This window comes from uncultured Campylobacter sp. (assembly GCF_938018035.1).
GTDB lineage: Bacteria > Campylobacterota > Campylobacteria > Campylobacterales > Campylobacteraceae > Campylobacter_B.
Genome location: NZ_CALIJF010000077.1, coordinates 1 through 14,971, shown reverse-complemented (window position 1 = coordinate 14,971; position 14,971 = coordinate 1). Strand labels below are relative to the sequence as shown.

Annotated in this window: 14 protein-coding genes, 1 tRNA gene, 1 pseudogene and 1 CRISPR repeat array; of the genes and pseudogenes, 3 read left to right on the top strand and 13 right to left on the bottom strand. The window is 44.1% G+C overall.

Going from position 1 to position 14,971, the window contains the following annotated elements:
* Positions 1 to 51: 51 nt before the first annotated feature.
* Positions 52 to 539: a CRISPR direct-repeat array (repeat unit 37 nt; unit sequence GTTTCAATCCCCTAAATCGGGGAAATTCTAATCAGAT).
* 431 nt (positions 540 to 970) lie between these two features.
* From cas2 to cas6, 3 genes are all read right to left on the bottom strand, one after another.
* A complete protein-coding gene (gene cas2, locus Q0257_RS02440; protein WP_298021132.1) occupies positions 971 to 1,243 on the bottom strand; it encodes a CRISPR-associated endonuclease Cas2 in 273 nt (90 codons plus the stop codon).
* Positions 1,240 to 3,435: a CRISPR-associated endonuclease Cas1 gene (gene cas1 / locus Q0257_RS02435; RefSeq protein ID WP_298021129.1), complete on the bottom strand. Its 2,196-nt coding sequence runs from the start codon at positions 3,433 to 3,435 to the stop codon at positions 1,240 to 1,242. The genes cas2 and cas1 overlap by 4 nt, the downstream gene beginning before the upstream one ends.
* A 131-nt stretch (positions 3,436 to 3,566) precedes the next feature.
* Positions 3,567 to 4,379 carry a CRISPR system precrRNA processing endoribonuclease RAMP protein Cas6 gene (gene cas6, locus Q0257_RS02430; protein ID WP_298021126.1) on the bottom strand — a complete coding sequence of 271 codons (813 nt, stop codon included), beginning with the start codon at positions 4,377 to 4,379 and terminating at the stop codon, positions 3,567 to 3,569.
* 287 nt (positions 4,380 to 4,666) lie between these two features.
* Here cas6 and Q0257_RS02425 point away from each other — a divergent pair.
* Positions 4,667 to 4,759: pseudogene (locus Q0257_RS02425) on the top strand (IS1595 family transposase); the annotation flags it as partial.
* A 175-nt stretch (positions 4,760 to 4,934) separates the two neighbouring features.
* Here the strand turns inward: Q0257_RS02425 and nrfD are convergent.
* Genes nrfD through Q0257_RS02390 form a run of 7 tightly spaced genes read right to left on the bottom strand, consistent with a single transcriptional unit; the run spans position 4,935 to position 11,148 of the window.
* Entirely contained in the window at positions 4,935 to 5,822 is an 888-nt protein-coding gene (gene nrfD, locus Q0257_RS02420; RefSeq protein WP_298021124.1) for an NrfD/PsrC family molybdoenzyme membrane anchor subunit, read from the bottom strand.
* Positions 5,823 to 5,824: 2 nt separating this feature from the next.
* Positions 5,825 to 6,472, bottom strand: coding sequence for a molecular chaperone TorD family protein (locus tag Q0257_RS02415; RefSeq protein ID WP_298021121.1), 648 nt, complete (start codon positions 6,470 to 6,472; stop codon positions 5,825 to 5,827).
* Positions 6,473 to 6,482: 10 nt separating this feature from the next.
* Positions 6,483 to 7,034 (bottom strand): 4Fe-4S dicluster domain-containing protein, encoded by a 552-nt coding sequence (locus tag Q0257_RS02410; RefSeq protein WP_298021118.1) that lies wholly within the window; start codon positions 7,032 to 7,034, stop codon positions 6,483 to 6,485.
* A gap of 1 nt (position 7,035) precedes the next feature.
* Positions 7,036 to 9,327, bottom strand: coding sequence for a molybdopterin-dependent oxidoreductase (locus Q0257_RS02405; protein WP_298021115.1), 2,292 nt, complete (start codon positions 9,325 to 9,327; stop codon positions 7,036 to 7,038).
* Between the two features lie 22 nt (positions 9,328 to 9,349).
* The gene (locus tag Q0257_RS02400) at positions 9,350 to 10,246 is read right to left on the bottom strand and encodes a hypothetical protein (RefSeq protein ID WP_298021113.1); all 897 of its coding nucleotides are present in this window, start codon (positions 10,244 to 10,246) and stop codon (positions 9,350 to 9,352) included.
* 11 nt (positions 10,247 to 10,257) lie between these two features.
* Positions 10,258 to 10,971: a disulfide bond formation protein B gene (locus Q0257_RS02395; RefSeq protein ID WP_298021110.1), complete on the bottom strand. Its 714-nt coding sequence runs from the start codon at positions 10,969 to 10,971 to the stop codon at positions 10,258 to 10,260.
* Positions 10,972 to 10,980: 9 nt separating this feature from the next.
* On the bottom strand, positions 10,981 to 11,148 hold the full coding sequence (locus Q0257_RS02390) for a hypothetical protein (RefSeq protein ID WP_298021106.1): 168 nt from the start codon (positions 11,146 to 11,148) through the stop codon (positions 10,981 to 10,983).
* 313 nt (positions 11,149 to 11,461) lie between these two features.
* Here Q0257_RS02390 and Q0257_RS02385 point away from each other — a divergent pair, with 313 nt between their 5' ends.
* On the top strand, positions 11,462 to 12,613 hold the full coding sequence (locus Q0257_RS02385) for a hypothetical protein (protein ID WP_298021102.1): 1,152 nt from the start codon (positions 11,462 to 11,464) through the stop codon (positions 12,611 to 12,613).
* 91 nt (positions 12,614 to 12,704) lie between these two features.
* Here Q0257_RS02385 and Q0257_RS02380 read toward each other — a convergent pair whose 3' ends face one another.
* Both Q0257_RS02380 and Q0257_RS02375 read right to left on the bottom strand, forming a co-directional pair.
* Complete coding sequence (locus tag Q0257_RS02380) at positions 12,705 to 13,298, bottom strand: effector protein (protein WP_298021099.1); 594 nt, start codon at positions 13,296 to 13,298, stop codon at positions 12,705 to 12,707.
* A 202-nt stretch (positions 13,299 to 13,500) separates the two neighbouring features.
* A tRNA-Met gene (locus tag Q0257_RS02375) sits at positions 13,501 to 13,577 on the bottom strand.
* Between the two features lie 70 nt (positions 13,578 to 13,647).
* On the opposite strand from Q0257_RS02375, the gene Q0257_RS02370 reads away from it, so the two are divergent.
* Positions 13,648 to 14,211, top strand: coding sequence for a LemA family protein (locus Q0257_RS02370; protein ID WP_297941715.1), 564 nt, complete (start codon positions 13,648 to 13,650; stop codon positions 14,209 to 14,211).
* 359 nt (positions 14,212 to 14,570) lie between these two features.
* Here the strand turns inward: Q0257_RS02370 and Q0257_RS02365 are convergent.
* Positions 14,571 to 14,971, bottom strand: a 401-nt coding sequence (locus Q0257_RS02365) for an aminoacyl-tRNA deacylase (protein ID WP_298021096.1), incomplete at its 5' end; no start/stop codon positions are given.

Genomic DNA, 14,971 nt, shown 5'->3' with positions numbered 1-14,971 from the left:
TAATCAGATTTTTTTATTTTTTCTAAAAGGAGAAGAAATGACATTCAGGAAGTTTCAATCCCCTAAATCGGGGAAATTCTAATCAGATAAAAAAATTATCTTCAATGAGATTCTTAAACGCAAAGATTGTTTCAATCCCCTAAATCGGGGAAATTCTAATCAGATCATTTGGCTTTAGTAGAGAAGTTTATGAAAAAGGTGTTTCAATCCCCTAAATCGGGGAAATTCTAATCAGATCTTTTTTCCTTAGAGTTGAAAGACCTTGGCGACGGAAGCAAGTTTCAATCCCCTAAATCGGGGAAATTCTAATCAGATTAGAACGAGTAATGCCAGAGAGAATGGAATATCTACTTCATGTTTCAATCCCCTAAATCGGGGAAATTCTAATCAGATTTTGATACTTCTGAGTTTAAGAGATCAAGCCGTGAGGGTTTCAATCCCCTAAATCGGGGAAATTCTAATCAGATTTTTTATCAAGGAGATAAAATGAGCTTCAGGAACGGTTTCAATCCCCTAAATCGGGGAAATTCTAATCAGATAGCCCAAAAAACGCATTAAAATTAACAATGAGTTTTTAAAGAACTATCTGGAAGCGCCATTATATCACAAAACGCGAAAAAGTCCGAGAAAGGGGCAAAAAATTAATTTCAAATTTCGAGGTTTTTGCTTAGGGCGGGCTTAAAAGTGTGGATTTAAGCGTCTTTGCGTAAGCGCAAAAGTCTGAAAATCTAAACGCAAAAATTAAAATTTTAGACTTTTTCGAATTTCTGCCAAATTCCGCAAACGTAAAAAGCCATAAAAATGGGGCTTTAAAAATAGGCTAAATAGCGGAAGTCCGAGAAATGGTTTTTAGAGCAGATGAAATTTTAAGTTTGCGGATATTTTGAAACTTAATAAAATATAAAAGTGCGCTAGACTCGGCATTTTGAAATTTAAAAAAGTCCGAAAATCAAATCCCTAAAAATGGGACTTAGACGTAGGTATCAGGAGAGCGAAATATCTCGCCTTCGCCTAGGCTCTCGCTTTTAGCCATACAAGTTTTGCAGATGCGGTAGAATAGCACTTTGTCGGTTTTAGGCTCGATTATGCGCGCGATGCGCTGTTTTAGCTCGGCATAAATCCGCTCGGAAACGTCTAGCTCAAATACTGAGTAGTTCGCCCGCAGCCCGTAGCTTTCTAATAAGGCGGCGAGTTTGTTGCGGCGCTTAGTCGCACAGACGTCGTAGCAGATGATTAAATTCATTGAAATCTCCCGATGAAAGGCTTATATTTTTCGTTTTGGGTTACGGCGCGTTTTAGGGCGTAGGCTTGCTTATCTATGATATCCTGCGCTTTTAGCTTCTCGCCGCGATACTCGGTATAAGCGAAGAGCTTTTCGTTTACGTTTTTGGCGATATTTTGTCTGGTCGAAACGGACAGGAGCCCGTCTTTTATCTCAAAGGGCTCGTTTTTATTGACCATCGAAATTACGGCGCGATCGACGATGAAGGCTCGAAATTCCTCGATGAGATCGAAGGCGAGAGTGGGCTTTTGTTCATCGAGTGCGTGTAGATAGGAAACGTGGGGCGAGAGACCCGCAGCGGCGATGGATTTTAAAATTTTTGAATAGAGGATCGCGTAGCCGTAGTTTAGAGCGGAATTTACGACGTCGGTAGCACCCTGCGTCACTCGCGCACTAAAGCCAAACTCGTAGTCGATCACCTTTGCGATAGCCTGCCAGTAGGAGTTTGCGGCGCTTCCTTCAAAGCCCATAAGCTCGCTTACGCTTGCGGCGCCAGGGACGCGAAGCTTTAAAATTTCTTGCATCGCTTTAATTTCGGCGCCTAGATTTTTATGGTATTTGCCTAGATATTTTAGATAGTTGATCTGATTTTTTAGCTTACCGATGATGAACTGCTGAGCGATGCGAAGCGGTCTTTTGGTTTTTAGCAGCGAGATCTGCGAGGCGGCGGTTTTAGAGATGGCGGAATTTGCGCTAATGAGCGTGGCGTAGCTGAGATTTGTCTTTTCGTCGATGAAATTTATGGAAATTTTCTTTTTGGCACACTCTTTGATGACGGCGGAGCTAAGCGAAATTTGAGCGTTTATGATGATTTGCGAAATTTGATTTATAGGAAATTTATGCTTGATAACGCCTTTGTCTTTTAGGACGAATTTGCCTTGAGACAAAGCTAAAAAATAAAACGGCGTCGTGATGTGGATGACGGAGCTTTGCGAGAAGGTTTTTAGGTATTCGCGCTTTTTAGCCTCAAGGGCGTTTTGGACGGATTTTATGGCGGGATGTTTGGCGTTTTTAAAGTAGGTTAGAATTTTGGTCTTTCTAGCCGTTTTGCCTAGCTCGTAGGGGAAGTTTAGGTTTATTAAAGCTTCTGCTAACGTCCGCTTGTCTGCGGTTTTTAGAAATCTGCGTATTAGGCTCGTTACGACCTCGCCAAAATGCAAGCAAAATCTATCCTTTTGCGAGGGCGAGAAAAGTTTAAGCGAGATAGCCTTTAGATGATATATGTAGGCGTTTAAATTTTCTACGCTTTGGCTTATCGCCTGCTTTTTCGCCAAGCTTGCAAGTTTGGCTAGAATGCGCTTAAATTTTTCCTCGCCGATACTTAAATTTGCGCCTTTAAAGCTTACACCCAAAAAGACAAATTCGCTATCTTTGCCGTGAATGGAGGTTTTGGTTTCGTTTAGAGATAAGCTTATGGTTTTTAAAAAATCTTTCAGGCGCGCGAGCCCTCTCTCGGCGGCTTCATATGAAACAAAGAACATAACGAAATCATCGGCGTATCTAACGAACTCGGTACCGCTTTGTTCTAAAAATTTATCCATTTGATTTAGGTAGATATTTGAAAGAAGCGGGCTTAGGACGTCGCCTTGATGAACGCCTTTTGCATGAGCGCGGTAATCAAAGCGCTCGAAAATTCCGTTTTTGATCCAAAGCTCAATGAGTCTAATGATACGAGCGTCACGGATATTCGCGCGTAAAATTTCAAGCAATTTTTCGTGATCGATATTTTCAAAGAAATCTTTGATGTCGGTTTTGACGGCAAAGCTGAAAATTTTAAAAAAATCGCGAGCGCGAAAGATCGCGTTAGCATAGGATTTGCCGTTTCGATAAGCATAAGAGCGGTTTGAAAAGCTTTTATCAAAATAGCCTGAAAGCTCGCGAGTGAGGATATTTTGCGCAAATTTATCTTTTAGCGAGGGCACGGCGAGCTTGCGAAGCTCGTTTTTGGCTTCTTTTGGGATAAAGGCTCGTTTTAAGGGCTGCGGCGAATATGAAAGGCTAAAAATTTCGCTCTTTAGCTCAGCATAAAATACGTCCGAACAAATATCTTCCGTGCCAAGCCCGTCAAGCCCCAAAGCGGTGCACTTTAATCTTTTTAGCGCGTATTCAAAGGCGCTATTTGTAAAAATATCCTCTAAGCTTAGATCAAACATGACGCCTCCTCGTCATTGCATTTAGCTAGTAGATATCGCGCAAAATGCGCCGCCCGCGGCGAAATTTAAATCCTGCGGCAAAATTTATTCGCCCTGTAACTCGCGGCAAAATTTGAATTCTACGGTATAATTTAAATCCGCGCCACCCTTATCTTGCCCAGTCCGAAAACCGTGCTTTTGCCGACTCCGGTAATTTGAGCCAGTTGCAAAAGCTTTGCCGAGCGCTCATCAAGTCCGAAAACTCGCATCTGTCCGATCACGCCGCCAAATTGCATTTTAGTATGCTGGCGGTTTGAGTAGCGATTGATGTCGTAAAAGCGCAAATCCTGCTCGAAGCGGCGGAATTTTACCTCGAATTTATCTATAGCCTCGCCCGTTATGTTCTCAAATCTCATAGCGATTTGGCGAATAAAGGACTTAAAGTCGATCTCGCGGCGGACGAGGATGTTTTTTTGCTTCATACGAAGCGGAGTAAGAAGCGAAATTTCATAATCGCCCGCAGCAAAATCGGGCGTGAAATTTAGCGGCCTAGGCTCATTTGAAAGCAGAAATTTAGGCTCTACGATTTCGCCGTTTAGGGTAAAATTTGAAAATTTAAACTTGCGCCTACTTACCTCAAGCCCGATTTCTTGCATATTTGCAATAGCGATAGCGACGTGAGGCAGGTAGCGCGCGGCATGCTCAAAAAGTAAAATTTTAAAATCAAAGCTCTTTTGATTAAGATTAATATCGAGCCTAAAATTTGGCGTATCGGATACATTTTCAAAAAATTCATTATATACGCATTCGCCGAAGATGTCGCATTTCTCGCAGCTTGCACTTACGAAAGGACAGCTAGCCTTTCTAAGAGCGTATCCAAAAGCACCCCTGATCGCCGAGCCAATAAAAGGATGCGAGGGCTTTAAATCCGTGCCGCAAACGCCTAGCTCTAAATATTTAAGCATGAATGACCTTTTGTATTTTTGAGAAAATTATACTATAAAATGAGCTTTTGTGTTTTAGACTAGCCAAGACGCTCACCTAATTGCCGGCAATTAAGAGCGAATTTTATCTCGGCGAGCATTTAAATTTAGGCTGCATGAAAGGTGCACCAATAAGATAATTTTATACTTTTGCCAATTTTCATTAGGCTCTCTTTAACTTAAACCCATATAAAGAAAGAAGTAATAAGTTGCGATGAGAACTATGTTTTTGAAAAGTAACGAGCGTAACGAAGTTAAAAAATAAGTATATAGTCCGTTCAAGAATTTCTGAGGCTAAATTTATAGAAATTCTAAAATACTTCACAGAGGATATAGAAGCATCAAAGATATCAAATTTGACTAAGCGTAAATTTAATGGTGTGCTTGTCAAATTTGGGTTAGTTTCTAACCCAAATTTTAAAGTCAAGAGTTGTGTAGTGCCGTGTCGCTTTTTGGTGGTCTATCGAAAAAATCACAATTTAAAGTTAAAATTTAATAAGGTCGGACTTGCGCCCGACCGGTATCAGAAAGGAGGAGTTAAAATATATAAACCGCACCCAGCACGATAAACGCTCTTAGACAAAAGCCGCCCACAAGCACGCCGTATTCGTTATAAACACAGCTTTTTACCTCCTCGCCGCCGTGCACGCAGACGCTACCGTCTGCATTCACGCTACAGCTGCGAAGCATAAATTTGCTTCCGCCTAGCAGCGGCAAAGCAAGCCCAAACACGACAAAGCCTATCCAAAACATCGGCGCAAGCGAGCCGCTGACTATCTTAGTTACGCTAGCCATGCCTGCAGCCTCACTTCTCACGCTCGCAAACAGCGCTAGCACCGCAACAATCTCAAGCGCGACTAATACGACGTGAAATTTATGCGCGCAGTGGCTTAGCCCGTGCCCTGCATTTAGCGTAGCGGCGGCGTTCGCACTAAGCCCCGTAGAGATCGCGGAGATCGTAAATAAAATCGGTAGCCACACGCTAGCCCAAAGCGGAATCGCCTTTACGACGTAAAGCAGTAGCCCCGTATATCCCATCACTCCAAGCGCCAGAATGGCTCCGAGCGTGAGCATCATGTCGCAAATTTTACCGCTCTTTTTGATCTGCAAAAGCACCAATACGCTAACCACGATGAAAAACGTAAGTAGATACGTACCTATGCTCATCATCGAAACCGGACGCGTATAGAGCTGCAAAATTTTAAGAGGATTTATCGCAGCGCTCGGCGCCAGGTCAAATAGCAAAAGCGCGGTTCCTATTATTACCGCAACGGGTGCTAGCAGAAAGCCGAACTTATAAAACCTCTCGTTTAATGAGCCCAAAAAGCCTTTGTAAGCCAAAGCCGAGCACAAAAACGCCCCGGCGCCTAAACCGCCTAAAAACAAATAGATGACTATGAGCCATCCCCAAGTCGTCTGTACCATCGTCATTCCTTTAAATTTTTAAAAATTTCAGAATCTTTTAGCGCACTTTTAAGCGCGTTCATCTCGCTATTTAGATAGAGATTTAAAAAGCCCCCGAAGTTCTTCCAAACGTCTAAATTTGCGTGCTCGTCGCAACGAGCGGCAAATTTGTAAAACCACTGCGACGGATGAGCGGCGATAAATTCCGCTTTTTTGCGCAGAATTTCGTTAAATTTAGCCTCATCCTCCGCCTTTAGCGCGCTAAAACTTAGAAAATAAAGATATTGCAACTCGTACCCGATGAAATCGTCGGGAAATTTATCAAGCTGCGCGTCCTCGAGCCTTAGCCCTGAGCTTTCGTAAAAGCTTCGCACCTGCATCGTCTTTGCCCCAAACATCGTTTGATAGTCGAAATACACCGACTCGTAAGGCTCGGCTTTGGGGCGCTTAGGACCTACGAAGAGCCTATTGAATTCGTAGCGAATTTCATCGATTAAGCTTGGCTCGCTTTTGCATTTGGCAAATTCAAGGATAAGCTTATGCTCTTTAAGCTTAGGCGCAAAATCCTGTGTCAAATTTAAAAGCTCGTTCAAATTTTCACCTGTAAGAGGCACCAAAAATACTTGCCTCAAAAAGTCCTCGACGCAAAGGCTCTGCTTTAAATTACGCATCTTTTTATCCTTAGTGGATAAACTCATTGCGCTTCATGCGAGGATAGAAGCGAATGTTTGGTTTTGTAAAAAAGCGCTTAAAGCCCGGCATCTCTTTCTCCATCCCCGCGCTATCGCTCACGCCCGCGTCGACTAGCTTTAGCACGTCGCAAGGACAGCCCGCTACGCACGCAGGCTCCTCGCCGCGCTCGAGCTTCTCGGCACAGAGGTTGCACTTTTGCGCTTTGCCGTCTTTACCTTTGGTTATCGATCCGTAAGGACAGGCTACGATGCAGTATCCGCAGCCGATGCATTTATCGTGCAGCGGCTGAACTACGCCATTTTCGAGCTTAATGTAAGCTCCCACGGGACAAACATCCATACACGCAGGCTCTTCGCAGTGATGGCATGAATGCGTGATGAAAATTTCCTTTTCGATCTCGTCTTCATGGATGAGCATCATATCGACGTGGCGCCAGTTGATGTCGGGGTCTTGGTTATGATAGACCTGACATGAAATTTCACACGCCTTACAACCTATGCAAAAGTTGTAATCAAATAAAAATCCTTGTTTTCGTTTCATTTTATGCCTCCTGTTTTGCAGCTTTTTTTACTTCGCAAAAGCTTGCGGTATAGGTCGATCCGTTACCCAAATCGCTCACTCCGTCCGAGCAAAGGATATTTGCTCCCGTGCGAGATTTGGTGACTTTGACCCAGATATTATTCCATGCATAGACGATGCCTGGCTGCATTTGATTAGTTTCGACCGCCGTAAATATCGCCGTGCCCTTTTCATTCGTGGCTTCAACCGCATCGCCCTCTTTGATACCGCGCGCCAGCATATCCTCGCGCGTCATAAATAGCTCGGCGTTGCCCTTTACGATGACGCGTTTTAGGATGTAAGGCATATTACCCCAGTTTGAGTTATCCTGAAGCTGCGTGCCCGGCGTCATAAAATAAAGCGGATATTTTTTGAGATAACCGTCGCCGAAACTCTTATGTGCTCGGTAATAATCCCAATCGTCATCAAGATCGATCACTGGATGATAACCTGCCTCTTTGAATGTCTCAGAGTAGAGCTCGCACTTGCCGCTTTTAGTACCGAATACAAGCTTATCCTTCGGCGCATAAGGGTAGTAAGGAAACTGATCTTTCATCGTCTCAGGAGTCCTAAACGGCTTAATCCAGCCTACGCTCTTTAGCTTTTCGTAGGTGATATTTTGCTTTTTGGCAAATTCCGTATCTAAAAACCTTCTACAAACCGTCTCGCTATCCCAGTCGAAGCACTCCTCGGTATATCCCATCGCCTTGGCTAGAGCGTTAAAAAATTCCAAATTCGTCTTGGCTTCGCCCAGCGGCTTGACGCTTTGGGCGTTGTAGCAGACGTAGCCTGAAATTTGATCGTTTTGAATATCCTCGCTCTCCATAAAGGTAACGCCCGGCAATACGTAGTCTGCGTAATCGCAGGTGTCGGTATCGTAAGGATCGATGACTATCAAGAAAAAATCGTCGTCCATCACGCGTTTTTTGATTAAATTCGTATTGGGCGCCGTTACCATCAAATTTGAGTTATAGTTGATACAGGCTCGAATTACCGTATTTATCGGCTTACCTAGATAGGTCGGATTTTCCTTTTGGATACCTTTGCCAAATTCTATATAGCTTATTTGCTGGCGCTCTATCTTTTTGCCTTCCGCATCTTTCGGCGAAAGATCTGGCATGCAGTTATCGAAGTTAAAGCAGCCCTTTACGTGCACGTAAGCCCAGAATAATCCGCCACCAAGTTTTGTAAGGCAGCCCGTAAGTACCGGCAAGAAAGTAACCGCTCGCACGAGCCTTGCGCCGTTAAAGTGTCTTTGACCGCCGTCGCCGTGCATAATGGCAGGCGCTTTGGCGTGGGCGTATTCTCGCGCAAAGACTTTGATCTGATCGACGCTTGCTCCGCACATTTCAGATAGTTCGCCATAAGTGTAGAGTGAGCACTCATGTACTAGATCTTCAAAGCCGGTTGTATATTTTTCTACGAATTTATGATCATATAGATCTTCTTCTATCAAAAATTTGCAGACCGCTAGACAAAATGCCGGATCGCTTGAAGGCTTTAGCTGGATAAACATATCGGCCTGGTTTGCGAGCGGAATTCTGATCGTATTTATGACGATGATCTTGCCGCCTCGCTTTTTGACGCGGTGGGCAAATCTAATCCAGTGCACCGCCGTATAGGCTTCGTTTGAACCCCAGCTGATATACATATCGCTCTCATCGACTTCCAGCGCGTCTTTTGAAAAATCCGTGCCGATGACGCTCGGCGTGCCCGCATAGCGCGGCCAGTCGCACGGGTTGCGCACAAGCCTCGTAGCGCCGTATTTTTCAAAGAAATTTCCCGGCGCGATCGTCTTTGAGATATGCCCTTCGTTGCCCGAATAGACAAATTCCGTCAGCGCCTCGCCGCCGTATTTTGCTTTGATCTCAGTAAGCTTCGCGGCTATCTCTTTTAGCGCTTGATCCCAGCTTATGCGTTCCCATTTACCCTCGCACTTTTTACCGACGCGCTTCATCGGATACATTATACGATCGGCGTTGTATAGATGCATTGCGTAGGTATGACCTTTGACGCAGACCGTGCCTTGCGTTAGAGGGTGCTTCGGATCGCCCTTGATGCTAACCATCTTGCCGTCTTTGATCTCTGCGATCATCGAACAGGCGTCGCGGCAGTTTCTAGGACAGGTGAGATAGTGATACTCTACGCCCTGCTCGTTTTTATAGGATTTCAGTTTGAAATCCACCTCAAACTGCTCCATACCAAATAGGCTTGGAGAGGTTCCCGCCGTAGCTAGAGCCGCTCCCGCGCCTTTTAAGAAAGAACGTCTTTGCATCTCTTCTCCTTAAATGTGGGCTTTATTTCATATCGTATATGAAAACTTTATTTTCTTTGCCTTCACGCGAAAAAACATAAAATTTGCCGTCCTTCACCGCAAGCGCTCTCGCGTTTGCCGCTCCGCTAAAACTATACGCATCCTCAATTGCATGCGTTTGTAAATTTAGCTTTAAAATGGTCGAGAAATTTTTACTCAAAAGATAAACGGCGTCAGGCTGAGCGTCGATACCCGTGACGTAGTATTCGCCTAGGCTCCTGCTCTCTTTTAGCTTTAAATTTGAGCCGATTTGCGGAATAAATTCCTCCAAAATCATCTTATCGTCGCCGTCAAACACTGCCACGCTCCAATAATCCCTCACGTCATTAGGCACGGACGCAACGATAAATTTATTCGCAGCCGCGTCGTAATCCCAGCCGAGGATATATTGCTGCTTCGCTCGAAGCGTGGAGAAGCGCCCTTTGTTGCCGAGATCGTTTAGCTTCCATTTATCCCAGCCCTCGCTCAAATGCCTCCACTGGCTGTTTTGCTCCTCTGCGCCCAGCCCATCCGTAGGCTCATAAAAGATGAAGGTTTTATTAAAACTTATCATGCCAAGCTCGTTTTTATACCACGTAGCACCCACGGTCGCCTCCATCTCCATTATAAAGTGACGATCGTGCTTGCCGTATCTAAGCGGCTTTAAATTTTCGTCCGCAACGTAAAATTCGTTATTTTTAGAAACCAGCGCGAACTGCTTTTTATCTGCGTCGTAGTCCGCCCCCGTAATCGGCGCGTCGTTTTGTAAGTTTAAACTCACTTCCGCACTCGGCACGCCGAGCTCTTTCACGCCCTCAAGCGCGCCCGCTTTGCTATCGAGATTAAACTCAAACCCAAACGCCAGAGCCGCTAGCGCCATAAAAATCATCAGCTTTTTCATCTTTTTGCTCCTTAGTTTGGCAGATCCGGAAGCTCCGGATTCCAATCGAATCTAAAATCAAGCGCGCTTTGCCAGTGATCTTTTTCCCAAAACCATTTTGCAGGATCAAGACTTAGCCTAGCCGGCGTACTAGAGCCCAGATACGGCGGCGGGCCTGAGACGATGAAAGCCTGCGCGCAGTTTGCGGCGATGATGACGATGAAGATTAAATTTGCGATCTTGCCGAGAGGCAGATAGCGCAAAAACTCGCCGTATTCGCCGCTCGTGCTCTTTTTCATTATCTCGCCTAAATTTTTGCTACATAAAAATATGACCGCCAAAAATGCGACTACGCAAAAATCTACGACGATGACCCAAAGCTGCGTGTGTGCGCCTAAAATTTCAAGTCCGAAGCCCTGCTTGATGTCGAGGTAGCCGCCGAATGTACCGTCAAGGCTATAATGGATAAAGCCGTTAAACATCCCCCAACAAGCCATCAGTAAAAGCGCTGCGACGTAGCCGGGTCTTAGGCCGTATCTAAGGATAAAAAGCGCAATAAGGCTGATAGCTATCATCGTGATCCTCTCCGACCAGCACATAACGCACGGGCTATCTCCCATGCCAAAGCCCAGTATCAAACAGGCTATACCGACAGGAAGCGCCACGAGGGCGATGATGGCTAGCGACATTAGGTTAAAAAATCCTCGCTCGGCGGCGGGAATTTGATTTTGTTCTAAATTTTGCATATCGCCCTCCTAAAAGTTGCCTATCGGCACGACGACCCATAAATTTACGTAAAGCTCCAGCGCGATCAGTATTACGCAGCCTGCCGCCGCACAGCCTGTAGCTAAATTTTTCCTCTGCGGCTTAAAATATAATATAAGCCCGCTGATCAAAAATAGCGTCAAAATAAGAAATTCCATTTCAAACCGTCCTTTCCTAATAAAATTTAATCTTAAGCATGCTTATTCTTAAAGAAATAATATAACTTTATTTATTAATATTAGTTTAAAAAAAAGATTTTTCTATTCATATTAAAATTTTTTCTATAAAATTTTACCGTAAAAATCTATTTTTATAAATTATTTTATTATATTTAAGCTGATATTAAAAATATGATTGAAATTTTATAAATTATTTTACTCGCTAATATTTTTTATCCTTAAGATAAAATTTAAAATAACTTAAAACAAATATGGTGTAATATTTCAAAAGTATCTTGACCTAAGGCGGAATATGGAAAATATATTTTTAGAATCTTACGACGTATTTAAGGTATCGAAAAGCGCGAGCAAGCTAAAAATTTACAACGACTTTTTAAAGGACAACAAAAGATACTCTGTAACGCGCTGTTATTATGTCATAGTCGTGGATAATACATTTTTGACCTACTCGCATTTGATGATTTATGAGGAGCTGCTTTATCTTCTGTATTCGCAGAACAAGCTAAAAAACTGCGATTTTTCGCTGACGCTCAAAAAATCGGAGCTAGCGAAAAAATTTAAGACCGACATCACAAAAAGCGCTACCGAGACGATAAAGCGCTTTTATGAGATGCAGCAGGTCAAAATCACTATTTTCGTAAAAGACAAAGTTGAAAAACAGATGAATATCATAGAGCGCATCGACGCGCCGCAAAGTGAAAGATACGGCGACATCCCCGATGAGATCAATATCTCGCTAAATTCCGAGTTCGTGCGGCTCTACCGCTGCGCGTATCTGGACAAGATCGAGTATTTAAATAGCTTTGATATTGAACAGGGCAGCTTCATCCGCTACTTCATGCAGCACGAGCTGGACGGCGGCGTCAAAAGCTCTGCAATCATCGATAAAATGGGCGTTACGATGTATCTGCCTTTTACTTATAAAAAGCGCTTCGAGCAAGAGATCGCAAGAGTGAGCTTTTACTATAAAAACGAGAAATTTTGCATAAAAGACGGCTTTGTTGTCATCGAAAACCACGAAAACAAGGCGATAGATAATCAAAACGCGTCGATTGAGCTTTTCGGCGTGATATACGAGCAGATAACGCAAAACTGCACCAAATCCGTTACGCTAAATGAGCAAAATTTAGCGAAGTATTACGCGCGCTTCGGTAGGTTTGAGACGAGCCAGACGGTGTTTAAAATTCTAAGTAACATGGAGCTCATGCTAAATCAATCGATGCAGAAAGAAAACGCGAAGATCGCCTGCTTTTCGCACTTTTTCGAAAGTATCGTCTGCAAAAACGGCGAGGAATTTGAAATTTTGATCGAGCTAAATCAAAAGGGCTTTGAGTATATCGTCTCGCGCAGCGCGAATTTGGACTTTTGGAACGTCGAAGCTGCAGACTACGGCCTCACGCCGTATCCCGTAAATAGTTGTGCGACAAACGGCAAGCTGGGGTAAATTTAAGGCGGCAAATTTTAAAATTTCTCCGCAAAGACGTACGAGCTCGCTCACCGCATCAAGAATAATGCGCGGGCAAAATTTTAAAAATTTACTCCTGCGTCCTTAGCTCGGCGATGAGCCCGTCAAGCTCTCCGCTATTTTGCGCGCTCAAAAGCCGCTCGTTTATGAGCCGCATTTGCGCCGAAAACTCGCTACCAAGCATATCCGCGACGAAATTTTCGCTCTCGCTCTCATCCGTCACCGGATACATATCGCGCCAGATATCGGTTATCCACCAGCCGCACTTCGAGACGCAGGTAAAGTCCTTCAAAACGCCCGTCTTTAGCTTCATCATCACTTCGTCGGTTTGCTTGATCTCGCTTGCGACGAAGTCTTTGTGGATGCCGTCTAGGCAGGTGAAAATACGGTGTCCTAGGCTTTGGACGCTGTTTTCGGAGCAGATCCTAAACTGAAAGATGCTATCTTTAAAATTTAAATCAGACAAGCAAATTGGATGCTTTTGAGTAAAATTTGGAAACGAATCAAAGCTCCTATCGTCGATGCTAAGCGCCCAGCTCGAGTTTGGATTTTTGCGGGCAAACTCGTCAAAACTAAGCCTGATAAATTCTTTATGGCTTAGCTCCTCGGCGGTGAAAAAGTCGTAGTTAGAACAGTTTACAGCTTTAAAATCTTTAAATTTCATAATCCCTCCCGTAAAATTTTAGCCAAAAGTATCGAGTGCGTAATTTTACCATTTGCTTTTAAGAATTTATAAATATTTATTTTCAAATATAAACAAATACAAAGCCAAACTATAGGAATTTTTTTGTAAAATAATAAATATATTCGAAAGGCGGCGCGCTTTTTAGTATCGTAAAAAGGCGCTTGGACGCGAAATAATGTTTTGGTGTCAAGAGAGAGACTTGAACTCTCGACCTCCGGCTTATGAGACCAGCGCTCTAACCAGCTGAGCTACCTTGACACGCGAAAAGAAATGGCAAGTATAGCTAAATATTCTTATTTTTAATTGAAACACTTTAAAAGGAGAGAAAATGAATGCGGCTTTGATTTTATTAGTCGTCATAGTTTTGTTAGTTCTGGCGTTAGTGGGCGTTTACAACTCGTTCATCGCTAAGCGCAACCAGGTACGAAATATCGCCTCCACCGTCGATACGCAGCTTAAAAAGCGCTATGACCTCATCCCAAATTTAGTTAGCACCACGCGCGAATATATGAGCCACGAAAACGCCGTGCTAACGCGCGTTAGCGAACTTCGCTCACAGGCGATCAACGCGGCTTCTAACGCGGATAAATTTAAGCTAAATAGCGAAATTTCGGCTCTTTTGGGGCAGATCCGCATTGCGGTAGAGGCGTATCCGAACCTCAAGGCTAACGAATCGTTTGCCAAGCTACAAAACGCGTTAGGCGAGTGCGAGGAGCAGATCAGCGCCGCACGCCGCGCTTATAACGGCGCCGTTACGGTTTATAATAACGCCTGCGAGATGTTTCCTACTAACATCATCGCCAGCGTTTTTAACTTCGCCAAAGCGGAATTTTTCGCCGCCAGCGAGCAAGAAAAGCAAGCCCCAAACGTCTCTGAGCTTTTCAAAAAATAGGCGCGAGACGTATAAAATTTGCGATGAAATTTTAAAATTTTATCGCAAATAATGCGAGCGCCGAAAGGCTAAATTTTGTAGCGAACAAAACAGATCACGCACAAAATATGCTCTTTAAAGGATTTGCTTCGCACCCCGCGTGCTCGTCATCTCGTTTAAGATATTTGCGGCGCGCGGTACTTAGAATTTTAACAATAAAATTTATAAAACTAATTTGATTTGTATTTCCTCGGCGCGCAGGAGCTTGTTTTAATAAACGGCGCAACGCCAAATTTTAAAAGTCTAAATTTCGCAGCGTAAATTTTGGCTAGCTTGCCGCCGATGTTACTTGCAGAAGCGGCGGCAAAAGTAACGCCTCGTTAGTTGTGAGTAATTTTACAAATTTGCGCTTCGGTTGCGGCTGCGAGGTTCTTCGGCGCGAGGGCAATCTGTTTTCCCCGCACGCCTGCGCTAACATAAATTTTATCCTGCGTTAGCGCTTTTTCATCGATGAAGGTGCGGAAGTGTTTTTTCATCCCAAGCGGCGAGCAGCCGCCCCTGATGTAGCCCGTGACCTTTTGTAAATCCTTCAAATCCATCAGCTCGCAACGCTTCGCGCCGCAGATGTGCGCGAGCGCCTTGAGATCCAGATTTAGATCGCCTTGCAAGCAGGCTACGACGTATTCGTGATCCGCCGTGCAAACTATCGTTTTATAGACCCGCTCGATCGGCTCTCTCACACTGTTTGCCACGTGCACCGCGTCTAAATTTAAAGGATCCA

What these genes read in the sequence shown, in the direction of transcription:
- cas2 (WP_298021132.1), bottom strand. Translation starts at nt 1,243, where the DNA reads ATGAATTTAATCATCTGCTACGACGTCTGTGCGACTAAGCGCCGCAAC.
- cas1 (WP_298021129.1), bottom strand. Translation starts at nt 3,435, where the DNA reads ATGTTTGATCTAAGCTTAGAGGATATTTTTACAAATAGCGCCTTTGAA.
- cas6 (WP_298021126.1), bottom strand. Translation starts at nt 4,379, where the DNA reads ATGCTTAAATATTTAGAGCTAGGCGTTTGCGGCACGGATTTAAAGCCC.
- nrfD (WP_298021124.1), bottom strand. Translation starts at nt 5,822, where the DNA reads ATGGTACAGACGACTTGGGGATGGCTCATAGTCATCTATTTGTTTTTA.
- Q0257_RS02415 (WP_298021121.1), bottom strand. Translation starts at nt 6,472, where the DNA reads ATGCGTAATTTAAAGCAGAGCCTTTGCGTCGAGGACTTTTTGAGGCAA.
- Q0257_RS02410 (WP_298021118.1), bottom strand. Translation starts at nt 7,034, where the DNA reads ATGAAACGAAAACAAGGATTTTTATTTGATTACAACTTTTGCATAGGT.
- Q0257_RS02405 (WP_298021115.1), bottom strand. Translation starts at nt 9,327, where the DNA reads ATGCAAAGACGTTCTTTCTTAAAAGGCGCGGGAGCGGCTCTAGCTACG.
- Q0257_RS02400 (WP_298021113.1), bottom strand. Translation starts at nt 10,246, where the DNA reads ATGAAAAAGCTGATGATTTTTATGGCGCTAGCGGCTCTGGCGTTTGGG.
- Q0257_RS02395 (WP_298021110.1), bottom strand. Translation starts at nt 10,971, where the DNA reads ATGCAAAATTTAGAACAAAATCAAATTCCCGCCGCCGAGCGAGGATTT.
- Q0257_RS02390 (WP_298021106.1), bottom strand. Translation starts at nt 11,148, where the DNA reads ATGGAATTTCTTATTTTGACGCTATTTTTGATCAGCGGGCTTATATTA.
- Q0257_RS02385 (WP_298021102.1), top strand. Translation starts at nt 11,462, where the DNA reads ATGGAAAATATATTTTTAGAATCTTACGACGTATTTAAGGTATCGAAA.
- Q0257_RS02380 (WP_298021099.1), bottom strand. Translation starts at nt 13,298, where the DNA reads ATGAAATTTAAAGATTTTAAAGCTGTAAACTGTTCTAACTACGACTTT.
- Q0257_RS02370 (WP_297941715.1), top strand. Translation starts at nt 13,648, where the DNA reads ATGAATGCGGCTTTGATTTTATTAGTCGTCATAGTTTTGTTAGTTCTG.